21 protein-coding genes are annotated in these 21497 nt (G+C 74.7%); 13 read left to right on the plus strand and 8 right to left on the minus strand.

The window, feature by feature from the left end:
• The first annotated feature begins 124 nt into the window (after window positions 1-124).
• Window positions 125-538: an ATP-binding protein gene (locus AB0442_RS06055; RefSeq protein WP_344621987.1), complete on the plus strand. Its 414-nt coding sequence runs from the start codon at window positions 125-127 to the stop codon at window positions 536-538.
• Between the two features lie 116 nt (window positions 539-654).
• Window positions 655-1890 carry a glycoside hydrolase family 3 N-terminal domain-containing protein gene (locus AB0442_RS06060; protein ID WP_366160870.1) on the plus strand — a complete coding sequence of 412 codons (1236 nt, stop codon included), beginning with the start codon at window positions 655-657 and terminating at the stop codon, window positions 1888-1890.
• A gap of 27 nt (window positions 1891-1917) precedes the next feature.
• On the opposite strand, the gene AB0442_RS06065 is transcribed toward AB0442_RS06060, so the two are convergent.
• Together AB0442_RS06065 and AB0442_RS06070 are read right to left on the minus strand one after the other, a co-directional pair.
• A complete protein-coding gene (locus AB0442_RS06065; protein ID WP_366160871.1) occupies window positions 1918-3870 on the minus strand; it encodes a phosphocholine-specific phospholipase C in 1953 nt (650 codons plus the stop codon).
• Between the two features lie 11 nt (window positions 3871-3881).
• Entirely contained in the window at window positions 3882-5288 is a 1407-nt protein-coding gene (locus tag AB0442_RS06070; RefSeq protein ID WP_366160873.1) for an endonuclease/exonuclease/phosphatase family protein, read from the minus strand.
• Window positions 5289-5475: 187 nt separating this feature from the next.
• On the opposite strand from AB0442_RS06070, the gene AB0442_RS06075 reads away from it, so the two are divergent.
• Window positions 5476-6618, plus strand: a complete 1143-nt coding sequence (locus AB0442_RS06075) for a hypothetical protein (RefSeq protein ID WP_366160874.1) — start codon at window positions 5476-5478, stop codon at window positions 6616-6618.
• On the opposite strand, the gene AB0442_RS06080 is transcribed toward AB0442_RS06075, so the two are convergent.
• The 6 genes from AB0442_RS06080 to AB0442_RS06105 form a co-directional block, all read right to left on the minus strand.
• Window positions 6596-6916 carry a multidrug efflux SMR transporter gene (locus AB0442_RS06080; RefSeq protein ID WP_030266578.1) on the minus strand — a complete coding sequence of 107 codons (321 nt, stop codon included), beginning with the start codon at window positions 6914-6916 and terminating at the stop codon, window positions 6596-6598. The genes AB0442_RS06075 and AB0442_RS06080 overlap by 23 nt on opposite strands.
• Complete coding sequence (locus AB0442_RS06085) at window positions 6916-7581, minus strand: HAD family phosphatase (RefSeq protein ID WP_366160875.1); 666 nt, start codon at window positions 7579-7581, stop codon at window positions 6916-6918. The genes AB0442_RS06080 and AB0442_RS06085 overlap by 1 nt, the downstream gene beginning before the upstream one ends.
• 154 nt (window positions 7582-7735) lie before the next feature.
• Entirely contained in the window at window positions 7736-8818 is a 1083-nt protein-coding gene (locus AB0442_RS06090; RefSeq protein WP_366160877.1) for an ABC transporter ATP-binding protein, read from the minus strand.
• Between the two features lie 14 nt (window positions 8819-8832).
• Window positions 8833-9678 (minus strand): ABC transporter permease subunit, encoded by an 846-nt coding sequence (locus tag AB0442_RS06095; RefSeq protein ID WP_366160878.1) that lies wholly within the window; start codon window positions 9676-9678, stop codon window positions 8833-8835.
• Window positions 9666-10622: an ABC transporter permease gene (locus tag AB0442_RS06100; protein ID WP_366160879.1), complete on the minus strand. Its 957-nt coding sequence runs from the start codon at window positions 10620-10622 to the stop codon at window positions 9666-9668. The genes AB0442_RS06095 and AB0442_RS06100 overlap by 13 nt, the downstream gene beginning before the upstream one ends.
• Window positions 10623-10630: 8 nt before the next feature.
• Complete coding sequence (locus AB0442_RS06105; protein WP_366160880.1) at window positions 10631-11806, minus strand: ABC transporter substrate-binding protein; 1176 nt, start codon at window positions 11804-11806, stop codon at window positions 10631-10633.
• A gap of 269 nt (window positions 11807-12075) precedes the next feature.
• Here AB0442_RS06105 and AB0442_RS06110 point away from each other — a divergent pair, with 269 nt between their 5' ends.
• From AB0442_RS06110 to AB0442_RS06155, 10 genes are all read left to right on the plus strand, one after another.
• Window positions 12076-12843 (plus strand): GntR family transcriptional regulator, encoded by a 768-nt coding sequence (locus AB0442_RS06110; RefSeq protein WP_344621978.1) that lies wholly within the window; start codon window positions 12076-12078, stop codon window positions 12841-12843.
• 260 nt (window positions 12844-13103) lie between these two features.
• On the plus strand, window positions 13104-14315 hold the full coding sequence (locus tag AB0442_RS06115; RefSeq protein WP_366160882.1) for a hypothetical protein: 1212 nt from the start codon (window positions 13104-13106) through the stop codon (window positions 14313-14315).
• A gap of 34 nt (window positions 14316-14349) precedes the next feature.
• Window positions 14350-14742 (plus strand): hypothetical protein, encoded by a 393-nt coding sequence (locus tag AB0442_RS06120; RefSeq protein WP_366160884.1) that lies wholly within the window; start codon window positions 14350-14352, stop codon window positions 14740-14742.
• 50 nt (window positions 14743-14792) lie between these two features.
• A complete protein-coding gene (locus AB0442_RS06125) occupies window positions 14793-15884 on the plus strand; it encodes an amidohydrolase family protein (protein ID WP_366160886.1) in 1092 nt (363 codons plus the stop codon).
• Window positions 15885-15978: 94 nt separating this feature from the next.
• Window positions 15979-16656 carry a uracil-DNA glycosylase gene (locus AB0442_RS06130; protein ID WP_366160888.1) on the plus strand — a complete coding sequence of 226 codons (678 nt, stop codon included), beginning with the start codon at window positions 15979-15981 and terminating at the stop codon, window positions 16654-16656.
• Between the two features lie 292 nt (window positions 16657-16948).
• On the plus strand, window positions 16949-17863 hold the full coding sequence (locus AB0442_RS06135; protein ID WP_366160889.1) for an SCO1860 family LAETG-anchored protein: 915 nt from the start codon (window positions 16949-16951) through the stop codon (window positions 17861-17863).
• Window positions 17864-18046: 183 nt separating this feature from the next.
• On the plus strand, window positions 18047-19069 hold the full coding sequence (gene glnII / locus AB0442_RS06140; protein WP_366160891.1) for a glutamine synthetase GlnII: 1023 nt from the start codon (window positions 18047-18049) through the stop codon (window positions 19067-19069).
• 103 nt (window positions 19070-19172) lie between these two features.
• The gene (locus tag AB0442_RS06145) at window positions 19173-20324 is read left to right on the plus strand and encodes a M48 family metalloprotease (protein ID WP_366160892.1); all 1152 of its coding nucleotides are present in this window, start codon (window positions 19173-19175) and stop codon (window positions 20322-20324) included.
• A 111-nt stretch (window positions 20325-20435) separates the two neighbouring features.
• Window positions 20436-21167, plus strand: a complete 732-nt coding sequence (locus tag AB0442_RS06150; protein ID WP_366160893.1) for a polyprenol monophosphomannose synthase — start codon at window positions 20436-20438, stop codon at window positions 21165-21167.
• Window positions 21137-21382 (plus strand): hypothetical protein, encoded by a 246-nt coding sequence (locus tag AB0442_RS06155; protein WP_366160894.1) that lies wholly within the window; start codon window positions 21137-21139, stop codon window positions 21380-21382. Before AB0442_RS06150 ends, AB0442_RS06155 begins: the two co-directional genes overlap by 31 nt.
• Window positions 21383-21497 lie beyond the last annotated feature (115 nt).

Below are 21497 nucleotides of genomic sequence, written 5' to 3' on the forward strand. Positions count from 1 at the left end.
ACGAGTTGACTGAACGTGAGCCGTTGGAGGGACTGGATCCGGCGGCTCCCCGCGGCCTGCCCCGGTTTCCCCCCACCGGCGGCAGGCCGCGTCCCCCGCCGTCCCGGGAGAGCAGGAGCGACCCATGACGACCGCCGCGAGGTCATCGACCGCCGTGACGCGCCAGGCGCCGCCCGCCGTCGCCGAACTGCCGTGCGAGGAGCGGTCGGCGCAGCTCGCCCGCGGGCTCGTCCGGGCCCGCCTCGGCCACCTCGGGCTGGCCGCGCTCGTCGAGGACGCCGAACTGGTGGTCTCCGAACTGGTCGGCAACAGCGTCCGGCACTGCGGCGGGCGGCGGATCCGGGTCGCCGTCCGCCGCCGGCTCGACGGCCGGGTCCGGATCAGCGTCGAGGACGCCTGCCGCACCCCGCCGACCCTGCTCACCGCCACCGAGGACGACGAGTGCCACCGTGGACTCGCCCTGGTCGACACGCTGGCGGACCGGTGGGGGACGGCGCCGACCGCGTGCGGGAAGGTGACCTGGGCCGATCTGCGCTGAGGGCCCGCGCTCGCGGTGTGTCGCCCGGACGGCGTGCGTGGCTCCGCCGGTGATCGGGACGGCCCGGTCTAGCGTGAGGGGGGCGGCCGGACCGGCCGCGGCTGAGGAGGGCGCCCGTGTCGTCGCATGCCCGCTGGTTGACCGTCTCCCTGGTGATGCTCATGGCGGCCTGCGCGACCGCGCCGCGGACCGGCGCCGGGCAGTCGTCCGCGACCCCGCGGCCGGGGTCGACGTCCGCGTCGAGAGCTGGGAGTGCCGCCCTGGGGCCGTCGCGAGCGCCCTCGTCCGCGTCGGCCGACTCGGCGGAACCGACCTGGCGGACGCTGACGCCCCCGGCGACCGGGCCGGTCACCGACGAGCAGCTGGCCGGACAGCGGATCGTGTACTCCTACCCGGGCCCGGTCGTCCCCGACTCCGTGCTGGCGGCCGTCCGCGGCGGACGGGCCGCCGGGGTGATCTTCTTCGCGGAGAACATCCCCGACACCGCCACCCTGCGGACGGCGGTGGACCGGCTGCGCGAGGCGCAGCGGCAGAGCCCGGTGGCGGCCCCGCTGCTGCTGATGACCGACCAGGAGGGCGGCAGGGTCCGGCGGCTGCCGGGCGCGCCCGAACTCTCGGCGCGGGAGGTCGGCGAGTCCGCGGACGCGGTGGCGGTGGCCGCCCGCACGGGCACCGAGGCGGGCAGGAACCTCGCCGCCGCCGGACTGAACGTCAACCTGGCGCCGGTGCTGGACGTGTACGGGGCGCCCGGCAACTTCATCGACGCCAAGCACCGCTCCTACGGCCGGGACCCGGCCGTGGTGGCCGACCTGGCGGCGGCCTTCGCGGTGGCCCAGCGGCAGGAGGGGGTGGCCGCCACCGCCAAGCACTTCCCGGGGCTGGGCACGGCGCCGGCCGGGATGAACACCGACGCCGGCCCGGTGAGCCTGCCGGTGCCGCTGGAACGTCTGCGGTCCGCGGAGGAGGCGCCCTACCGGGCGGCGCTGGCGGTCGGAGTGCCGCTGGTGATGCTCTCCTGGGCGGTCTACCCGGCGCTGGACGCCGCACGGCCCGCCGGGCTGTCGCCGACCGTGGTCCGCGGCGAACTGCGCGAGCGGCTGGGCTTCCGCGGGGTGACGGTGACCGACGCGCTGGAGGCCGGGGCGCTCGACGGCTTCGGCGACACCGGTGCGCGGGCGGTGGCGGCCGCCGCGGCCGGGATGGACCTGATGCTCTGCTCCGCCCGCGACGCCGACCAGGGCGAGCGGGCGGAGCAGGCCCTGGCCGGGGCACTCGCCGACGGCCGGCTGGACCGGGCCGGCTTCACCGCCGCGGCCGCCCGGATCGCCGCCCTGCGGGGCGCCCTGCGGTGAGTCGCCGGGCGCCTCGCGGGCGGGACGTCAGTGCAGGGTGCCCGCGTACCGGCGCAGGAAGCGGGTGCCGGTTCCGGCGGTCACCACGACGTCGTAGCGGCCCTGGTCGAGCGGCCAGTCGACGGTGGTGGCCGAGCCGGGGGCGACCCAGACCGTGCGGGCGGTGCCGGCGTAGTCGTTCGGGGTCAGGGTGAACGAGCACTCGGTGCGGCCGTCGTTGGCGAGCCGCAGGGTGATGCTGCCGGCCCCGACGGCGGCGGTCACCGAGGGCACGGCGACGTCGTCCTGCGCGGCGCGCACCACCGTGCCGGCGAAGCGGCGGACGAAGCCGTCCGGGCCGTGCACGGTGAAGTCGTAGCGGCCGTCGGTGGACGCGGCGTCCCAGGTGTACGTGCGGCTCCCGCCGGCCGGGACGGTGTACGGGGTGCCGGCGAACGGCAGCGCGATGTTCGGGTAGACGGTGTACGGGAAGGCCACCGCACCGGAGTTGGCCAGCGTGCAGGTGACCGCGCCGGTGCCGCGGTCGACCGCGGCGTCCGCCCACGGCCGGTACGGCAGCTTCCGGTGCGGCCGGCTGCCCGGCTCCTGGGCGGGCATCGCCTGGGCGCCGGTCGCGGGCAGCTTGACCGCGGGCAGCTTGGCCCCGGCGTCGGCCCTGGCCATCAGGGCGACGGTGTCCGGCAGCGCGGGGATGCTGAAGTCCGGTGCGGTGAAGTCGAGGCAGCTGGTGAGGTCGCCGCAGACGGCCCGCCGCCAGGCGGAGATGTTCGGCTCCTGGACGCCGGTCACCAGCTCCAGGAAGCGCAGCACCGAGGTGTGGTCGAAGACCTGCGAGTTCACCCAGCCGCCGCGCGACCACGGCGAGGCCACCCAGAGCGGCACCCGGTTGCCCAGGCCGATCGCCCGGCCCTGGGTGTACTCCTCCGCCGTGCCCGGCTCCGGGGTGGGCGGCACGACGTGGTCGAAGTAGCCGTCGTTCTCGTCGTACATCACCAGGAAGACGGTGTGCTGCCAGACCGCCGGGTTCGACATCAGCGACTGGAGTGCCGTGTTGACCCAGTGCGCGCCGTAGTCCGGGCTGGCGCTGGGGTGTTCGCAGAACAGGTAGGGCGCGACCAGCCAGGAGACGGTCGGCAGGGTGCCGTCCTTGCAGTGCTGGTCGAAGGCGGTGAGGTCCCACTTCGTCATCGCGTTGACGTACCGCGGGTCGGTGGCGGGGAAGGCGTGGAACTGCTTGAAGTAGGAGAGCGCGTTGTCGTCGTAGTCGCCGGTGCGGTCGTCCTTGCCGGGGTTGTGGTAGACCCGCCAGCTCACCCCGGCGGTCTGCAGCCGCTCGGCGTAGGTCGTCCAGTCCGCGACGGGGTTGTCGGTGACGGGGGTGTTGTCGATCCACGGGCCGGTGGTGCCGTCCCGGCCGGGGCCGGCGGTGCCCGTCCACAGGTAGAGCCGGTTGGGGTCGGTCGGTCCGGCCATCGAGCAGAAGTAGGCGTCGCAGAGCGTGAAGGCGTCGGCCAGCGCGTACTGGTACGGGATGTCCTCGCGGGTGAAGTAGCCCATGGCGCGCTCGCCCTTGGCGGCGATCCACTTGTTCATCGCACCGCCGTTGATGGCCTGGTGGCCCGTCGCCCAGTCGTGCGCGAGGCCGCCGGCGTTCTGCGCGTTGTACTGGGTGGTGTCCATCCGGAACGGCAGCATCGCGCCGCCGTCGCTGCGGCCCGCGTCCGGCTGGCGGAAGACGTCCGTGCCGTCCGGGAACTGCAGCGCCTGCTTGTCGGCGAAGCCGCGGACACCGTTCAGGGTGCCGAAGTAGTGGTCGAAGGAGCGGTTCTCCTGCATGAGTACCACCACGTGCTTGACGTCGGCGATCGAACCGGTCGCACCGGCCGCGCGGGCGGTGGTGGCGGGCAGGCCGACGGCGGCGGCCGCGCCGGTGGCCGCCGTCGCGGCGACGAAGCTGCGGCGGCTGAGCTGGGGGGTCATGGCACGGCCTCTCAGAGGGTGAAGGTGGCGACGGCGGCGGCGGTGTCGCTCGGCCAGCCGTTGGCGGCGGCGTTCGGCTCGGCCTGCGGCCAGCCGGTGGCGAGGGTGTGCGCCTCGACGAGGGTCAGCGCGCCCGCGAACTGGACCTGGTCGATCCGGTCCTGCGGCTCCGGCTTGCTGCCGCGCACCGTCCGGGTCGGCGACCAGGTGTTGCCGGGGGAGGCGACCGGGTCGGGGTGCGCGCTGCGGTGGGCGTCGGTCAGGCCGGCGTCCCGCAGGGCGGTGGTGACCGGCCAGGCGAGCGCCGGACGGCCGCCCTGGCCCGTCCAGTCCAGGTGCGAGGGCGAGGCGAGGTCGGCGGCGAGCACCACCCGCTGCCCGGCGGCGATGTCGGCCTGCACGGCGGCGGCCAGCGCGACGGCCTGCCTGCCGCGGGTGGAGGCGGCCTCGGCGGCCTGCACCTGGGCGGCACTCTGCCCGTCCTGGATCGCGTACGGGCCGTAGTTCGACTCGTCCAGGTGCGCGGCCCAGAAACGGACGGTGCGGCCGCCCGGCAACTGCACCGTGGCACCGGCGGCGGGCAGCGAGGCGGTCGGCGCGGTGACGGCGGTCAGCGGCCAGCGGCTGAGGATGCCCACGCTGCCGGAGCTCTGGTACGCGTACCAGCCGAGCGCGGTCGCCAGGGCCTGCGCAGCGGCGCCGGCGGTCTCCTGCAGCGCGACCACGTCCAGGCCCTGGGTGAGGACGGCGGTCAACTGCTTCTCCACCGCGTCGGTGAACGCCGCACCGGCGTTCGCCAGGTTCCAGCTCGCCGTCTTGAGGGTGAACGGCCCGGCCGGGTCGCGGACGGGGACCTGCATCGTCACCGTGTCGGTGGCACCCGCCGGGTCCTTGATGCCGACGGTCACCACCGCTGGGTGCGCCTGCGCGGCGGGCGCGGTGCCGCTCACCGTGCCGTCGGCCGCCACCGACAGCCAGGAGTCGCCGGAGACCTTCCGGTACACCGCCGTGCCGGTGCCCTTCGTCCACAGGCCGGCCAGCTTCACCGAGACGGCCGCGCCGGGCGCCACCTGGGCGGTCGTCAGTGCGTCCACCACGGCGTGCGGCCGCGGCGCCGCCGGCTTCGGGCGGAAGGTGAACGGTGCGGTCTGCGCCAGGACGCCGTAGCCGTCCTTCGCCAGCAGGTACGCGGTGTACGGGCCGCCGGTCAGCGCCGAGGTGTCCAACTGGACGTCCCCGGAGGTGCCGGGCGTGTACTTCCACAGCAGCGAGGACCCGTTGCCCGGCTGCCGGGTCCCGTCGTAGATCCCCACCCAGTTCTTCGGGTCCGGGGAGCCGGTCGTCCAGTGGAAGGTGATCCGGTCGCCCTCGGTCGGGTTCGCCGGCGTCGCGATGACGAGCGTCGAGCCTGTCGCCACGGAAGTCCTGTCCGCCGCACCGCCCTTGGCGCAGCTGGTTCGAGTTGGCTGAACAACTCGGACCATTGACCCGAGTGGTAACGGATTCGCCGTGAACGGCAGGTGACGGGCCATCGGGAACTTGCCCAACGCCAGCTGCGCGCGCCGCGCCGCGTCGTCGCAGGGCTGCGCTACTGTCGCGCGCACCGTGACCATGGATGAGGAGGGACAGGCTGTGGCTGCTGCGCTTGCCTGGATCTACGACGCACTGATGCCCTCGTGGATCGGCTACGGCGGTGCGGGTGTCGGCCTGCTGATCGCAGGTGAGTTGACGCTTTTGCGAAAGCGCGGGCGGCCGCTCTGGCGGCGGTTGAACCGGCTCGGCCGACCGCAGGCGGCAGAGCGCCGCGCCCGTGAGAATTGCGCCGTGCTGGCAGGCCCCGAGGTTCCCGGACCGCTGAGTGATCGGCGGGCCGAGGTCGAGAGGGCGCTGGCCGTCTGGTACCGCCTGACAGGACAGCAGACCGCCGAGACCGCCTGGGTGGCCGTGCTCGCACTGGTGCCGGTGCTTGCTGTGGTGCCGGCTCTGTGGCTGCTGGGTCCGACCGAGGTGGTGCTCGTCGGCGCGGCGCTGCCGGCCGGTTGTCTGGTCGGACTGTGCTTGGTGTTACTGCGGTTGGACGGTGAGGCGATTCACCGGTGGCACAGTGCAGAGCTCGTGGATTTCGCCGCGGCCGAGGTGATGCTCGCCTGCGCCGACGATGCCGCGGCTCCCTCGCGCCGTACCCGTGTCTCCCTCGATGCCGCGGTCAGGCGTTTTGCCGCTGCCGCGCTCGTGGACGCCCGCTACGGCGTGTCCCTCAGCCCGGGATTGCAGCGTGCGCTGCTCGGCCAGGCGGCCGGGGCACTTACGCGCGTGGAGGATTGTCTCCGCGATGTGCTCCGCGGGCGTGCCGGAGCCGAACAGGTGGCGAGCGAGATTTTCCGCTTGAGGGACGGTGCGTTGCTATGCCCGCTGGGCCTGGTCGACCAGGAGACCGGAGCCGCCCTGGAGCCGGCCGTGGAGGATCGGCCGGCACAACGTCGGACAGCGTGGTCGCAGGCGGCGGCCCTGCTGGTGGGGATCGGGGTGCTCGTGGTCGCCACGCGGTGGCTCGGACTGGAGATCGAGGCCCTTGCCCTGATCACACCGGCCATCCTCCTCGCCACCCGGGTGCCCGCTGTGCTCATGGGACGTGGTGTGAGCCCCGGGGCGGCTGCACCGGAGTCCCTGGAGCCCACCGCTCCAGTGGTCCCGGACGTACCTGAACAGCCCCAACCCCGCTCGGTCAGTGGCCGCCGCGGAGGTTGATGACGACGACGCCCGTGATGACCAGGGCGATGCCCAGCCACTGGAGGCGGCCCAGGGGTTCGGCGAAGAAGGTGGCGCCGATCGCGGCCACGGCCGCCGTGCCCGCGCCGGACCAGACGGCGTAGGCCACCGAGACGGGGATGTGCTTCAGGGCGCGGCCGAGCAGCAGGAAGGAGAGCACGTAGCCCAGGGCCACCCCGATGCTCGGCCACAACCGGCTGAAGCCGTCGGTGAGTTTGAGCAGGCTGGTGGCGCAGACCTCGCTGGCGATGGCGAGCGCGAGCAGCAGGTACGGCATCAGGCCGGCCGGGCGGCGGCGAGCGCGTGCAGCAGGGCCACGTCGGCCTCTTCGAGGCTGTCGAGCAGGGTGATCCGGCCGTGCGCGGCGATCGGCACGGTGGACGGCACGGCGAGCACCGCGCAGCCCGCCGCCGCGGCGGAGGCGACCCCGGCCGGGCTGTCCTCGACGGCGACGCAGGTGGCCGGGTCGAGCCCGAGGCGGGCGGCGGCGGCGAGGTACGGGTCCGGGTCGGGCTTGGTGCGCTCGGTGTCCTCGGCGGCGAGGGTGGTGGTGAACCAGCGGTCGCCGATCGCGCCCAGCACCAGGTCGACGACGCGCCGCGGCGAGGCGGAGACGAGTGCGGTGGGCACCTCGGCGGTGCGCAGGGCGGCGAGCAGGCCGAGGGCGCCCGGCCGGGGGACGACCTCGGCGGCGACCTTGCCGGCGAAGGCCCGGTTGAGCTGCTCGACGAGTTCGGTCTCGGCCCGGTCGGTGCCGCTCGCCCGGTGCAGGTGGGCGGCGGTGTGCTCGGCGGCCCGGCCGAGCACCTCGGGCAGGTCGTCCTCGGTCAGGGCGAGGCCGAGACCGGCGGCCGTCTCGGCGGCGGCCTGCCACCAGAGGGGCTCGGTGTCGACGAGCGTGCCGTCCATGTCGAAGAGGACGGCGGCGGGGGTGTGGGGCATGGGTGCACCTTACGCAGTTGGGTTGTCCCCCGGGGCGTGGGGGAACTGCGCAGTGCGGCGGTGGATGTCGCGACGGTACGGGCGGAACCGTGATCTGTCCGGTGGCGCGCATCCGAATTGCGCAGTTCCCCGCGCCCCTGAGGGGTGGGCCGCTCTACCGGCGGCGGTCGACGAGGACGGGGCGGTCGGGCAGGGCGAGGTGGGCACGGCTGCCGGGGGGCAGGGCGGCGGCCGCCTCGGTGGCCAGGTCGGCCTTGACCTCGGTGCCGTCGGCGAGCCGGGCGGTGAGCCGGGTGACGGCGCCGAGGAAGGAGGCGCCGGTCACCTGGGCGGTGCCGTCGGCGTCGGGGCGCAGCACGACGTTCTCCGGCCGGACGAGCACCTCCAGCGGGCCGTCCGCGGGCAGCGTGCCGTCGACCGGGTACGTCCGGCCGAGCAGGGCGACGCCGGCGCCGGCGCGCTCGCAGGGGATGCGGCTCATGGTGCCGACGAACTCGGCGACGAAGGCGGTGGCCGGGCGGGCGTACAGCTCGGCGGGTGCCGCGCACTGCTCCAGGCGGCCGGCCCGCAGCACCGCGACCCGGTCGGCCATGGAGAGGGCCTCCTCCTGGTCGTGGGTCACGAAGAGGGTGGTGATGCCGAGTTCGCGCTGGAGGCGGCGGATCTCCTCGCGCAGGGTGAGCCGGACCTTCGCGTCCAGGGCGGACAGCGGCTCGTCGAGCAGCAGCACGCGCGGGGTGAGGGCGAGGGCGCGGGCGAGGGCGATCCGCTGCTGCTGGCCGCCGGAGAGCTGGTGCGGGTAGCGGGCGGCGTGCTGCGGCAGGCCGACGAGTTCCAGCAGTTCCTGGGCGCGGGCGCGGCGTTCGGCCTTGCCGGTGCCGCGCATCCGCATCCCGAAGGCGACGTTGTCGAGCGCGGTCAGGTGCGGGAAGAGGCTGTACGACTGGAAGACCATGCCGGCGTCGCGGCGGTGCGCGGGGATGCCGGTGACGGGCTCGCCGTCGACGAGGACCTCGCCGGCGTCGTGGGTCTCGAAGCCGGCCAGGATGCGCAGCGCGGTGGTCTTGCCGCAGCCGGACGGGCCGAGCAGGGCGAGGAGTTCGCCGGGGCGGACGTCCAGGTCGAGGCCGTCCAGGGCGGTGGTGGCGCCGAACGCGCGGCGCAGGCCGCGGAACTCGACGGTGGCACCGCCCGCGGCGGTCGCGGTGGGCAGGGTGTGCGGGGCGGCGGTGCTCATGCGGGGTCTCCGGGTCAGGAACGGGCGGGTGCGGGGCGGCGCTCGCGGCCGGCGGCGGCGAGCAGGAGCAGCAGCACCCAGGTGATCAGCAGGCTGAGCACGGACACCGCGACGGACATCTGGCCCTGGCTGTTGCCCACCGAGTACACCCAGACCGCGAAGGGCTGGTAGCCGAGGATGGAGGCGGCGGTGAACTCGCCGAGCACCAGGGCCAGGGTGAGGAAGGCGGCGTTCAGCAGGGCACCGCGCAGGTTCGGCAGGACGACGGTGACGACGGCGCGCGGCCAGCTCGCGCCGCAGCTGCGGGCCGCCTCGACCAGGGTGCGGACGTCGACGGCGCGCAGGCCCGCGTCCAGGGCGCGGTAGGCGAGCGGCAGCGACATCAGCACGTAGGCGATCACCAGGACGAGCGGGAACTCGGGCTGCTGGACGAACACGATCGTCTGGAAGAAGGGCGTGTCCATCAGGTGGTCGGGGCCCCAGCGCAGCACGCCGATCAGGCCGGCGGTGAAGGCGACCGGAGGCACCACCAGCGGCAGGGTGCAGACCACCTCGAGCACGGCCCGCATCCGGGCGGTGCCGAGCCGGGCGGCGATCAGCGCCGGGACGAGCAGCGCCAGCAGCACCACCACGGTGGCGGCCGCGAGTTCGAGGGTGAGCAGCAGGGCGTCGGTGAAGCCGGGGGCGCTCAGCAGGCCGGTGTAGGCGTCGAACTGCACGCCGCCGTTGGGGTCGTCGACCGAGAACCAGACCGAGGCGGCCATCGGGACGAGGAAGTACAGGCCGGCGACGAGCAGCACGGCCCCGCGCCACGGGCGCGGACGCCGGCCGCCGACGGCCTTCGGGGTCAGCTGAGCCATCGGGCGCTCCGGCGCTGGAGGGGCAGGTAGACGGCCATCACCAGCACGGCGACGACGATCATGTCGAGGCTGAGGGCGAGGGCGAGGTTGCCCTGGCCGACCAGGACGTTGCCGGAGAGCGCGTCGGCGATCGACCGGCTGATCAGGGGCACCGTCGCGCCGACCATCGCGGCGGCGGTGGCGTACGCGGCGAAGGCGCTGCCGAACAGCAGCACGTAGCCGCCGAGCAGCGAGGGCAGCAGGATCGGCAGGGCGACGTGCCGCCAGTACTGCAGGGCGGTGGCCCGGTTGTTGGCGGCAGCCTCGCGCCACTGCCGGCGCAGTCCGTCCAGGGCGGGGGTGATGGTGAGCACCATCAGCGGCACCAGGAAGTACAGGTAGGCGATGCTCAGGCCGGTGAAGCCGTAGAGCGTCCAACCGTGCTCGGTGAGGTGGAACAGCTTGGTGATCTCGCCGGCGTTGCCGAGGGTGGCGACGAAGGCGAAGGCCAGCGGCAGGCCGCCGAAGTTGGCGAGGACGCCGGAGGCGGTCAGCACCGCCTCGCGGACGGCGCGGAAGCGGGAGGTCACCACGGCCTGGGCCAGCGGGAGGCCGACCACGGTGCCGACCAGGGCGGTGAGCGCGGAGAGCTTGACGCTGCTCAGCAGGGCCGTCCAGTAGGCGCCCTGCACCGAGTCGGTGACGTTGGCGGTGGTGAACGAGCCGGCGCCGGTCTCGGCGTCGGAGGAGAGCGTGAACGCGCCGGTGGCGATGGCGATCGCGGGCAGGCCGAAGCCGATCGCGAAGAACGCCAGGAGCGGCAGCGCGGCCAGCCAGGATCCGCCGCGCAGGCGGCGGGCCCGGGGGGCGGGCGGGGGAGTCGCGGGCCCGGCGGCCACGGCGCCCGGGCCGCCGCTGGGGTCAGCGGCGGCCGGGGCCGGCACCGGGGTGGGAGCCGTGGTCATGGTGTCGATCAGCCCGCGATCGCCTTGGTCCAGTTCTCGGTCACGACCTTCTTCGCGGCCGTGATCTGGTCCTGGGTCGGGAAGGTGGTGAAGGGCTTCTCGACGGCCGGCAGCTTGGCGGCCGCGGCGGTGTCGAGGGTGCCGTCCTTCTTCATGGCGTCGAACAGCGCCGGGGTGGCGTAGCCGCCCAGGTAGAGGTTCTGGCCCTCGGCGCTGAACAGGTACTCCTGCCACAGGCGGGCGGCCGCCGGGTGCGGCGCGAACTTGTTGACGCCCTGGTTGTAGTACTGGGCGTAGGAGCCGTCCGAGGGGACGGAGACCTGCCAGTCGATGCCCTTGCCCTTGAACTCGTCGGTGTAGCCGGCGTTCAGGTAGGACCAGTCGATCGAGATCGGGGTCTCGCCCTTCTCGACGGTGGCCGGGGTCGACTCGACCGGGTTGAAGTTGCCGGACTGCTTCAGCTTGGCGAAGAAGTCGATGCCGGGCTGGATGTTGTCCAGCGTGCCGCCGTTGGCGAGCGCGGCCGCGTACACGCCGCCGAAGGCCGAACCGGACTTGGTGGGGTTGCCGTTCAGCGCGACCTTGCCCTTGTACTCGGGCTTCAGCAGGTCGGCGAAGGTCTTCGGGCAGGTGCCGACGCGCTTGGCGTCGCAGCCGATCGAGATGTAGCCGCCGTAGTCGTTGACCCGCAGGCCGGCCGGGTCCTTCATGGTGTCGGCGATCTTGTCGAAGCCGGCGACCTTGTACGGGGCGAGCAGCCCGTCCTTGGCGGCCTGCAGGGCGAAGGCGCTGCCCAGGTCGACCACGTCGGGGGCGCGGTCCTGGCCCTTGCGGGAGGTGATCGCGTTGATCTCGTCCTGGCTGGAGCCGTCCGGGTTCTCCTCCTCGATCTCGATGCCGTACTTGGCCTTGAAGCCCTCGAGGATCTTGCCGTAGTTCGCCCAGTCGTGGGGCAGCGTGATGACGTGCAGCTTCCCCTCCTTCTTGGCGGCGGCGACCAGGGCGTCCATGCCGCCGAGGTCGGCGGCGGAGGCGGCGTCCTTGGCGGCCTTGGCGCCCGCCGCGGGCTTGCCGGCGTCGCCGGAGGCCGCGGAGGAGCCCGCGGAGCCGCAGGCGGACAGGGAGAGCGCGGCGGCGGTCAGCACGGCCGCGAAGGCGGCGGCACGGGCGCGGTGCACGGTCACGGATGGTTCTCCAGGGTGAGGGGCGCTGCTGCGGGATTCGCTCGGGGAGGCGCCGGCCGGACGGGCCAAGTTGGCCAGCCAACTTTCGGCGACGCCGGTAAGTACGCCGGAGAGCGGTGACGGGAAGGTGAACGGACGCCCCAGGACAGGGGGCGGCTGCGGGAACGGTGGAGACCGGCCCGCCGATCGGTGATCGAAAACGGTTACAGTCGGTGCCGTCCGCCCCGCGCCGAATGCGGCGGACACCTGCCAGGAAGGACCACACCGCCGTGCCAGCAGACCCGGACCGCGCAACCGGCGCCCTCTACCGCACGGTGGCCGCCGACCTCCGCGAGGCGATCACCACCGGCCGCTACGGCGAGGCCGGCCGCCTCCCCGCCGAGGGCGCCCTCGCCGAGCGGTACGGCGTCTCCCGCGGCACCGTCCGGCAGGCCCTCGCCCTGCTGCGCGCCGACGGTCTCGTCACCTCCCGCCGCGGCACCCGCCGCGTCGTGCTCGGCACCGCCCGCGTGCAGAGCTTCTCCGAACTGCTCAGCTTCACCCACTGGGCCCGCTCCATGGGCGAGGAGCCCGGCGGCCGGCTGGAGTCGCTCGTCCGCCGCCCCGCCGACGCCACCGAGTGCGAGCTGCTCCGTCTGGAGCCCGGCTCGGAGGTGTACGTGACCCTCCGTCTGCGCACCCTCTCCGGGACGCCGGTGATGGTCGAACGGACCGTCTACCCGCCCCGGGTCGGCGAGATCGTCGCCGAACTCCCCGCCGACGCCGTCTCGCACACCGAGCCGCTGCGCGAGCACGGCATCCTCTTCACCGACGCCGACCACACCATCGACGTGGTCGCCGCCAACACCGAGGACGCCCGCCTGCTCGGCTGCCGCCGCGGCAGCCCGCTGCTCCGCGAGAAGCGTCGCACCACCGACCCCACCGGCACGCCCGTCGAGTGGTCCCAGGACCGCTACCTGCCCGGCACGGTCGCCTTCTCCATCCACAACTCCCTGGCCTCCTCGGCCCTCTCGCGCCACGCCCGCGACGGCGACTGACCCGGCCGCGCCGCACCGCACCGCGCCACCCCACCCCGCGCTGCGCCGCGCCACCCCGCGCTGCGCCGCGCCGCACCGCACCGCACCGCACCGCCCGCGATCGGCCGGGCGTGCGAGAGGCGGTTGAAACCTCGTCAGGTGTCACCCGATCGGGTCGAGTGTGCGGCGAGTCGGGTGCTGCGGCTCGCCCGGACGGCCGCGGGTTGGTGCACTCGTGCTGCACGGTCCGCCGGGGCCGGTGCGCGAGGGAGGGGAACCCCATGGCACGGACCGGACCGACCGGGCGGGTGGAGCGGCTGCTCCGGCGGGCGGTCACCCTGGCGCTCGCCTGTGCGGCGGCCACCGCGGCGGCCCCGCCCGTCCCGGTCGCCGCCCCGGACGGCCCGGCCGACCGTGCCGCCCCCCGGGCCGCCGGCTGGCACGCCGTCCGGCTGCCGCCCGCCCCGCGCAACCAGGAGCTCCGTTCGGTCGCCGCGCTCGGGCCGGACGCGGCGTGGGCGGTCGGCTACGAGGAGAGCCAGGCCGGCGGCGCCCCGCTGGTGGAGCGGTACGACGGGCGGGTCTGGCGCCGGCTGAAGGTGCCCGGCCACCGCGGTGCGGGCAGTCTGGAGGCCGTCCTGCCGTTCGGGCCGGGCGACGTCTGGGCGGTCGGCAGCCGCAGCGACCCGGCGGCCGGCGAGGACCGCGGTCTCGCCCTGCACTGGGACGGCCGCGCCTGGCGCGAGGTCCCGCTGCCCGCCGGGCCGGCCGACCGGTCCGTCCACCCGCTGGCCCTCGCCGCCGCCGGCCCGCGCGACCTGTGGGCGGTCGGCGCCACCGCGCAGGACCGCACCACCGCCCCCCGCCCGCTGGCCCTGCACTGGGACGGTTCGGCCTGGCGCACCGTCCCCACCCCGGGGACGGAGGGCGACGCCGCGCTGCTCGGCGCCGCCGCCGACCGCGCGGGCGGCCTCTGGGCCGTGGGCGTCGCCTACGACCCGGACGGCACCGGCCGGCCGCTGACCGAGCACTGGGACGGCCGGGCCTGGCGCATCGTCGACGCCCCCGGTGAGGACGGCCGCAGCACCACCCTGGAGTCGGTCGCCGTGCTCGCCCCCGACGACGTGTGGGCGGTCGGCTCCAGCACCGACGAGGACGGCCCGGCCCGGCCCCACCTGCTGCACTGGGACGGCGGCGACTGGCGGCCCGCCGACCCGCCCGCCGAGGTGGAGGGCCAGCTCCACGGGGTGGCCGTCGCCCCCGACGGCACCCTCTGGGCGGCCGGCGAGCAGCCCGGCGCCGCCGTTCCGGCCTTCACCCTCCGGTACCGCGACGGCGCCTGGACGCACCACCCGGCCGACCCGGCCGCGGCCGGCGCCTCCTTCTTCTCGGTCGCCCCCGTTCCCGGCACCGGCGCGCTCTGGGCCGTCGGCTCCACCCAGCCGCAGCTCCAGGACGCCTGGCACCCCGTCGTGGAGTCGTACACCCCGTGACGGCCGCGCCGGGCCGCCGTGGCACAGTGACCGGATGCTGCTGCCCCCCGAGAACGCCCGCTTCGTGACGGGTCCGGTGCCCCCGCTGCTGCTGCTCGGTGCGGCGCCCGTCCACAGCGTCCTGCCGGCGCTGAGCGAAGGCCCCGACGGGCGACTGCCCGTCTGCGAGGGGTGGACGCTGATACCGAGTCTGATCATGTGCGTGGTCGACGGACCCGGAGGGGCCGGCTGCGTGATCCCGACGCTCACCGCTCCCGGCGACCCGGAGGAGGCCGCGTACATCGACGCCTGGTGCGCCGAGGTGGCGGAGGCCGGCGGCGCCGTGGTGGTCTCCCTCGACGCGATGCCCGAGCAGGTGGACCGGGCCGAGGTGTTCGGCGGGGACGCCGCCCGGGGCGGGTTCGTCGCGCTCGCGGCGCTCGCCTGACACCTTCTTCGCCGCCCTGCCCGTGGCGGCCCGTGGGTAGAGTGCGGGACATGAGCGATGGCGCGGTGCTGCACATCAAGGGGCGGGTGCTGGTCGGGCCCGAGGACGTCCGGGACGAGCTGTGGGTGGTGGACGGGCGGGTCACCTTCGACCGCCCCGCGCACGCCGCCGACGTCCGCACCGTCGCCGGCTGGGCGATGCCGGGCCTGGTCGACGCGCACTGCCACGTCGGCCTGGACGCGCACGGCGCCGTCGACGAGGCCACCAGCGAGAAGCAGGCGCTCACCGACCGGGACGCGGGCACCCTGCTGATCCGCGACGCCGGTTCGGCCGCCGACACCCGGTGGATCGACGACCGCGAGGACCTGCCGCGGATCGTCCGGGCCGGGCGGCACATCGCCCGGACCCGCCGCTACATCCGCAACTACGCGCACGAGATCGAGCCCGGCGACCTGGCCGCGTTCGTCCGGCACGAGGCCCGCCGCGGAGACGGCTGGGTCAAGCTGGTCGGCGACTGGATCGACCGCGAGGAGGGCGACCTCACGGCCTGCTGGCCCGGGGACGCGCTGCGCGAGGCGATCGCCGCCGCGCACGAGGAGGGCGCCCGGGTCACCGCGCACTGCTTCGCCGCCGCGTCGCTGCCGGACCTGGTCGCGGCCGGCATCGACTGCATCGAGCACGCGACGGGGCTCACCGAGGAGCTGATCCCGCAGTTCGCCGAGCGCGGCGTGGCCATCGTGCCGACCCTGGTGAACATCGCCACCTTCCCGAAGCTGGCGGCGGGCGGCGAGGAGAAGTTCCCGGCCTGGTCGGCGCACATGCGGCGGTTGCACGAGCGCCGGTACGACACGGTGGGCGCCGCGCACGACGCGGGCATCCCGGTGTACGTCGGCACCGACGCGGGCGGCTCGCTCGCGCACGGCCTGGTCGCCGAGGAGGTGGCCGAGCTGGTGAAGGCCGGTCTGTCGGCCACCGAGGCGCTGTCGGCGGCGAGTTGGGCGGCCCGCGCGTGGCTGGGGCGGGACGGCCTGACCGAGGGCGCCCCGGCCGACCTGGTGGTGTACGCCGAGGACCCGCGGGCGGACGTCAGGGTGCTGGCCGATCCGCAGGCCGTGGTGCTGCGCGGCCGGGTGGTGGCCTGAGCGGGACGGCGTCGGCGCCGTCCGTGAGTAGGGGCGGGGCGCGGACGTCAAGCTCCCCGATGGCGTGTCGGCGGGGGCCGCTAGGGTGATCACCATGGCACCCCGTCCCCTGCACGAGATCGTCGAACCCGGCTGGGCCCGCGCCCTGGAGCCCGTGGCGCCGCGCGTCGCGGCCATGGGCGACTTCCTGCGCGCCGAAATCGCGGCCGGCCGCACCTACCTGCCCTCCGGCCCGAACGTGCTGCGCGCCTTCCAGCAGCCCTTCGACCAGGTCCGCGTCCTGATCGTCGGTCAGGACCCGTACCCGACCCCGGGCCACGCGGTGGGCCTCAGCTTCTCCGTGGCGCCGGAGGTCCGGCCGATCCCGGCGAGCCTGGTGAACATCTACCGGGAGTACGGGACGGACCTCGGCTTCCCGCCGCCGTCCAACGGCGATCTCACTCCGTGGACGCAGCAGGGCGTGCTGCTGCTCAACCGCGTGCTCACGGTGGCGCCGCGCACGCCCAACGCGCACAAGGGCAGGGGCTGGGAGGAGGTCACCGAGCAGGCGATCCGCTCGCTGGCCGCCCGGGGCGGCCCGCTGGTGGCGATCCTCTGGGGCTCGGCCGCGCGCAACCTCCGTCCGCTGCTGGGCGGGATCCCGTCGATCGAGTCGGCGCACCCCAGCCCGATGTCCGCGGACCGCGGCTTCTTCGGCTCCCGCCCGTTCAGCCGGGCCAACGAGCAGCTCGTCCGGCAGGGCGCGCAGCCGGTGGACTGGCGCCTGGCGTAACGGAGTTGGCGTCAGTCTCGGGTGCCGCGGCCGGCGGGTGTCAGGCCGCGGCGTCAACCTCACCCGAAGGAGTGAACTGACGCTCCGTGGTGCTCGGGTGACGCACGGTTCGAGTGAGACTGATTGTCAGTCCAGAGCACGAGCCCCGTCCCCGGACCGGTGCGCGCCCCGTTTTCTCCGCGCCCGCGCCAGGGATGTCTCCGCGCCCCGCGCGGGGTGACGTCCCCGCGCCCCGCGCAGGACGACGTCGGTGGCGCGCTCCTCCTCGTCCATGTGTGGGGGTCACTCCGTCATGCCGTCCCGTTCTTCCGTCCGCGCCGTCGCCGCCTCGCTCGCCGCCTCTGCGCTCGCCGTCTCGCTGCCGGCCGCCACCGCGCAGGCCGCCACGCCCAGGGGGTCGGCGGGCAGCGCCCGGGCGGTCACCGCCGAGGTCGACCTGGAGGTGTCGCTGCTCGACAAGGCGGTGCGCGTCCCCGTCGACGCGACCCTCAACAAGGTGCAGACACCCGCCGAGCGGAACGCCTCGATGCTCACCGCGGCGGTGGACGGCGTCGACCGCGGCCGCCCGGTCACCCTGGTCAAGGCGGACGTCGGCCGCTCGGTCATGCACGCCGACGACCGGGGCACCTCGGCCTCCGTGACGCTCGCCGACGCCGACGTGCACGCCCCCGGCCTGCCCGGCACCACCCTGCTCGGCCTGCAGGCGCTCTCCGCCGAGGTCACCTGCCCGGTGGACGGTCGGCCCACCGCCAAGGTGACCTCCCCGCTGAAGCTGACCGTGCTGGGCCGCCCGGTCGGCGTCGGCCTGAACAGCCCGAGCCGGGTCGCCGTGCCCGCCGTCGGCACGGTGGAGGTGGAGTTCTCCAAGAAGACGGTCACCACGACGACCGCCGCGGCCTCCGCCCTGGAGGTGTCGGTCGACCTCAACCCGCTCGACCTCAACGTCGCCCGGGTGACGGGCAAGGTGACGGTCGCCTCCGTTTCGTGCGAGAAGCCCACCGCGGCGCCCGTGGTCCAGACCTCATCGCCCGCGTCGAAGCCCGTGAAGGCCGACGCCGCCGCCCCCGCCGAGCAGCCCGCGGCCCTCGCCTCCACCGGCAGCAGCGGCACCGGCACGCTGGTCGGCGGAGCGGCGACGCTGCTGGTCACGGGTGGTGCGGCGCTCTGGGCCACCCGCCGTCGGCGGGCCCACGCACGCCGCCGCTGACCGCCCCGGGTGAACCAGCCGTCCCACCGGTGCGCCCACATCCCGAGACGTGCACTGTCCGAGGGTGAGCGTGCCGCCGCGGACGGTTGGTTCACATGGGCGTTACATAGGAGGAACAACCGGGAAACGGCGGCTTGCGACGCTACGCGGGCACCCACCACCCAAGCAGTGAGGTTCACCGCAATGGCAATCAAGGCCGAGTACATCTGGATCGACGGCACCCAGCCGACCGCCAAGCTCCGTTCCAAGACTCGGGTGCTGCCGAACGCGGACAAGATCCCCACCTGGGGCTTCGACGGCTCGTCGACCAACCAGGCCGAGGGCCACGCCTCGGACCGTGTGCTCGAGCCGGTGAAGGTCGTCAAGGACCCGATCCGCGGCGGTGACAACATCCTGGTGCTGTGCGAGGTCTTCGAGATCGACGGCACGCCGCACGTGTCCAACACCCGTGCCAAGCTCCGCCCGATCGCCGAGCAGTACGCCGCCCAGGAGTCGATCTTCGGCATCGAGCAGGAGTACACCTTCTTCAAGGGCTCCCGCCCGCTCGGCTTCCCCGAGGGCGGCTACCCGGCCCCGCAGGGCGGCTACTACTGCGGCGTGGGTGCCGAGGAGGTCTTCGGCCGCGAGATCGTCGAGCTGCACCTCGACCGCTGCCTGGACGCGGGCCTCGCGATCTGCGGCATCAACGCCGAGGTCATGCCCGGCCAGTGGGAGTTCCAGATCGGCCCGGTCGACGCGCTGACCGTCTCGGACGACATGTGGATCGCCCGCTACCTGCTCTACCGCACCGCCGAGGAGTTCGGCATCGACGCCACCCTGGACGCCAAGCCGGCCCGTGGCGACTGGAACGGCGCGGGTGCGCACACCAACTTCTCCACCAAGGCGATGCGCGAGGGCTACGACGCGATCATCACCGCCTGCGAGTCGCTCGGCGCCTCCCAGGACAAGGTGATGGAGCACGTCAGCCAGTACGGTGACGACATCCAGTCCCGCCTCACCGGCAAGCACGAGACCGCCCCGTGGAACGTCTACTCCTACGGCGTCTCGAACCGCGGTGCCTCCGTCCGCATCCCGTGGCAGGTCGAGGTGGAGCAGAAGGGCTACATCGAGGACCGCCGCCCGAACGCGAACGTCGACCCCTACGTCGTCACCCGCCTCCTGATCAACACCTGCTGCGAGGCGCTGGAGAAGGCCGGCCAGGTCTGATCCGCGCTCCCGGAGCCTTCGCCCGCCGCTCCCTCCGCACCGCGGAGGCGAGCGGCGGGCGCTTTCCGTACCCGCCGCGCACGGCCTTCCGTAGGGTGGTTCCATGGCGGACGCCCCCGACCCCACGCCCGACTTCACGCCCGAGCAGACGGCCCGCGGCCGGGCCCTGCGCCGCGCCCAGGTGCCGTGGCTGCTCGGCGGTGCGCTCACCGCGCTCGCCCTCACGCTGGTGCTCGGCCTCACCCCGGCCGGTGCCGGGCTGGTGACGTGGGCGGGCGGGCTGTTCGGCGGCTCGCGGACCGCCGAGGTGCTGGGCGGTGCGGCGGCGCTGGCGGTGCTCGGCCAGGCCGTCCGGATGCCGTTCGGGGCCCGGATCAGGGCCGTCCGCGCCCGCTACGGCCTGGTCACCCAGGGCTGGGGCGGCTGGGCGCTCGACGCGCTGCGCGGCCTCGGCCTCGGGCTGGCGCTGCTCCTGCCCGCCGCACTGGGCCTGTACGCCCTCACCGGACGTTCCCCGGACGGCTGGTGGATCCCCGGCGCGGTGCTCGCCGCGCTGCTGGTGACGGCGCTGTCCTTCCTGCACCCGCTGCTGATCGAACCGGTCTTCAACCGCTTCTCGCCGATGCCCGCCGGTCCGCTGCGGGACGCCCTGCTGGGCCTCGCGGACCGGGACGGCGTCCGGGTGCGGGACGTCCTCGTCGCGGACGCCTCGCGCCGCACCACCGCGCTCAACGCCTACGTCTCGGGCCTCGGTTCGACCCGCCGCATCGTGGCCTACGACACCCTGCTGAACACGGCCGAACCGCGCGAGGTGGAGCTCGTCGTCGCCCACGAACTCGGCCACGTGAAGCACCGGGACGTGCTGACCGGCACCCTGCTCGGCGCGGCCGGGGCCGCCGCGGCCACCGTGCTGATCGGGCTGGCGGCGAACTGGCAGCCGCTGCTGGACGCGGCCGGCGCCGACAGCGCCGCCGACCCCCGCTCGCTGCCGCTGCTGGCCGCCCTGGCCGCGCTGATCGGGTCCGCGACCGGCCCGCTGCAGGCCGCCGCCAGCCGCCGCATCGAGGCCCGCGCGGACCGGCACGCCCTCGAACTCACCGACGACCCGGAGCAGTTCATCGCGATGCAGCGCCGCCTCGCGGTGGCCAACGTGTCCGACGTCGACCCGCCGCGCCTGCTGGTGCTGCTCTTCGGCACCCACCCCAGCGCCACCCGCCGGATCGCCGCCGCCCGCGCCTGGCGCCCGGCCGGCTGAGGCCCGGGCGCCGCCGACCGTCGTGCCGCCGACCGTCGTGCCGGCGTCCACGGCTGCGGCCGTAGACTCGCGGGAGTCGTCACGGAACGTATCGAACAAGGACTCTGATTCATGGTGGACCCTTCCCCCAAGGTCGTCGTCGTGCCCACGTACAACGAACGGGAGAACCTGCCGGTCATCGTCGGCCTGCTCGCCGACCTGGGGATGCCCGACCTGCACGTGCTGGTCGTCGACGACAACTCGCCGGACGGCACCGGTGAGGTCGCCGACAAGCTGGCCGCCGGGTCGCCGGACACCGTCGGCGTGCTGCACCGCACCGACAAGGACGGTCTCGGCCGTGCCTACGTCGCCGGCATGAGCCGGGCGCTCGACGAGGGCGCCGACGTGGTCGTGCAGATGGACGCCGACCTGTCGCACCCCGTCGCCGTCCTCCCGGTCATGGTCGAGACCCTGCTCTCCGGCGACGCCGCGGTGGTGCTCGGCTCCCGCTACGTGCCGGGCGGCTCGACCGCCGCCGAGTGGCCGTGGCACCGCAAGGCGCTCTCCGCCTGGGCCAACTTCTACGTCAACGCGATCCTGCGGCTGAACGTCAAGGACGCCACCGCCGGCTTCAAGGCGTGGAAGGCGGACACCCTGCGGGCGATCGACCTGCAGTCGGTGCACAGCAACGGCTACTCCTTCCAGGTCGAGATGAACCACCGCACCGTCCGCCGCGGCCTGCGGATCGCGGAGGTGCCGATCCGGTTCGAGGAGCGGGTCAAGGGCGCCTCCAAGATGAGCTTCGGCGTCCAGGTCGAGTCGGCGCTCGCGCCGTGGAAGCTGCTGTTCGCCGGGCGCCGCTGACCGGCCCCCGCAGCGGCGGGCGGCCGCAGCTCGCCGTCGGCGGGGAGACCGTCGCCGGCTACCTGGACGCGGGCAACGGCCGGCTCCACGCCTTCTTCGCCGGCGTCGACAACACCCGGGCCGCCGACGTCGACGACTTCCTGGAGGTCGTCGACGACGTCACGAACGTCGCCGCGCTCCTCCAGCAGCAGGCCGCCCGCCACCCGCACCACTGACGGACCGCCACCACCGGGGCGGGGGGGGGGCGCCCCCGCCCGCCCCCCCCCCCCCCCCCCCCCCCCCCCCCGCGCCGCCCCCCCCCCCCCCCCCCCCCACCCCCCCCCCCCCCCC

The organism is Kitasatospora sp. NPDC085895, from assembly GCF_040702125.1.
GTDB classification, from domain to species: Bacteria; Actinomycetota; Actinomycetes; order Streptomycetales; family Streptomycetaceae; genus Kitasatospora; species Kitasatospora arboriphila.

Excerpts from the sequence above, each read along its gene's own strand:
- AB0442_RS06055 (WP_344621987.1), top strand. The coding sequence starts at position 125 with ATGACGACCGCCGCGAGGTCATCGACCGCCGTGACGCGCCAGGCGCCG.
- AB0442_RS06065 (WP_366160871.1), bottom strand. The coding sequence starts at position 3,870 with ATGACCCCCCAGCTCAGCCGCCGCAGCTTCGTCGCCGCGACGGCGGCC.
- AB0442_RS06080 (WP_030266578.1), bottom strand. The coding sequence starts at position 6,916 with ATGCCGTACCTGCTGCTCGCGCTCGCCATCGCCAGCGAGGTCTGCGCC.
- AB0442_RS06085 (WP_366160875.1), bottom strand. The coding sequence starts at position 7,581 with ATGCCCCACACCCCCGCCGCCGTCCTCTTCGACATGGACGGCACGCTC.
- AB0442_RS06090 (WP_366160877.1), bottom strand. The coding sequence starts at position 8,818 with ATGAGCACCGCCGCCCCGCACACCCTGCCCACCGCGACCGCCGCGGGC.
- AB0442_RS06095 (WP_366160878.1), bottom strand. The coding sequence starts at position 9,678 with ATGGCTCAGCTGACCCCGAAGGCCGTCGGCGGCCGGCGTCCGCGCCCG.
- AB0442_RS06100 (WP_366160879.1), bottom strand. The coding sequence starts at position 10,622 with ATGACCACGGCTCCCACCCCGGTGCCGGCCCCGGCCGCCGCTGACCCC.
- AB0442_RS06115 (WP_366160882.1), top strand. The coding sequence starts at position 13,104 with ATGGCACGGACCGGACCGACCGGGCGGGTGGAGCGGCTGCTCCGGCGG.
- AB0442_RS06120 (WP_366160884.1), top strand. The coding sequence starts at position 14,350 with ATGCTGCTGCCCCCCGAGAACGCCCGCTTCGTGACGGGTCCGGTGCCC.
- AB0442_RS06125 (WP_366160886.1), top strand. The coding sequence starts at position 14,793 with ATGAGCGATGGCGCGGTGCTGCACATCAAGGGGCGGGTGCTGGTCGGG.
- AB0442_RS06130 (WP_366160888.1), top strand. The coding sequence starts at position 15,979 with ATGGCACCCCGTCCCCTGCACGAGATCGTCGAACCCGGCTGGGCCCGC.
- AB0442_RS06135 (WP_366160889.1), top strand. The coding sequence starts at position 16,949 with ATGCCGTCCCGTTCTTCCGTCCGCGCCGTCGCCGCCTCGCTCGCCGCC.
- glnII (WP_366160891.1), top strand. The coding sequence starts at position 18,047 with ATGGCAATCAAGGCCGAGTACATCTGGATCGACGGCACCCAGCCGACC.
- AB0442_RS06145 (WP_366160892.1), top strand. The coding sequence starts at position 19,173 with ATGGCGGACGCCCCCGACCCCACGCCCGACTTCACGCCCGAGCAGACG.
- AB0442_RS06150 (WP_366160893.1), top strand. The coding sequence starts at position 20,436 with ATGGTGGACCCTTCCCCCAAGGTCGTCGTCGTGCCCACGTACAACGAA.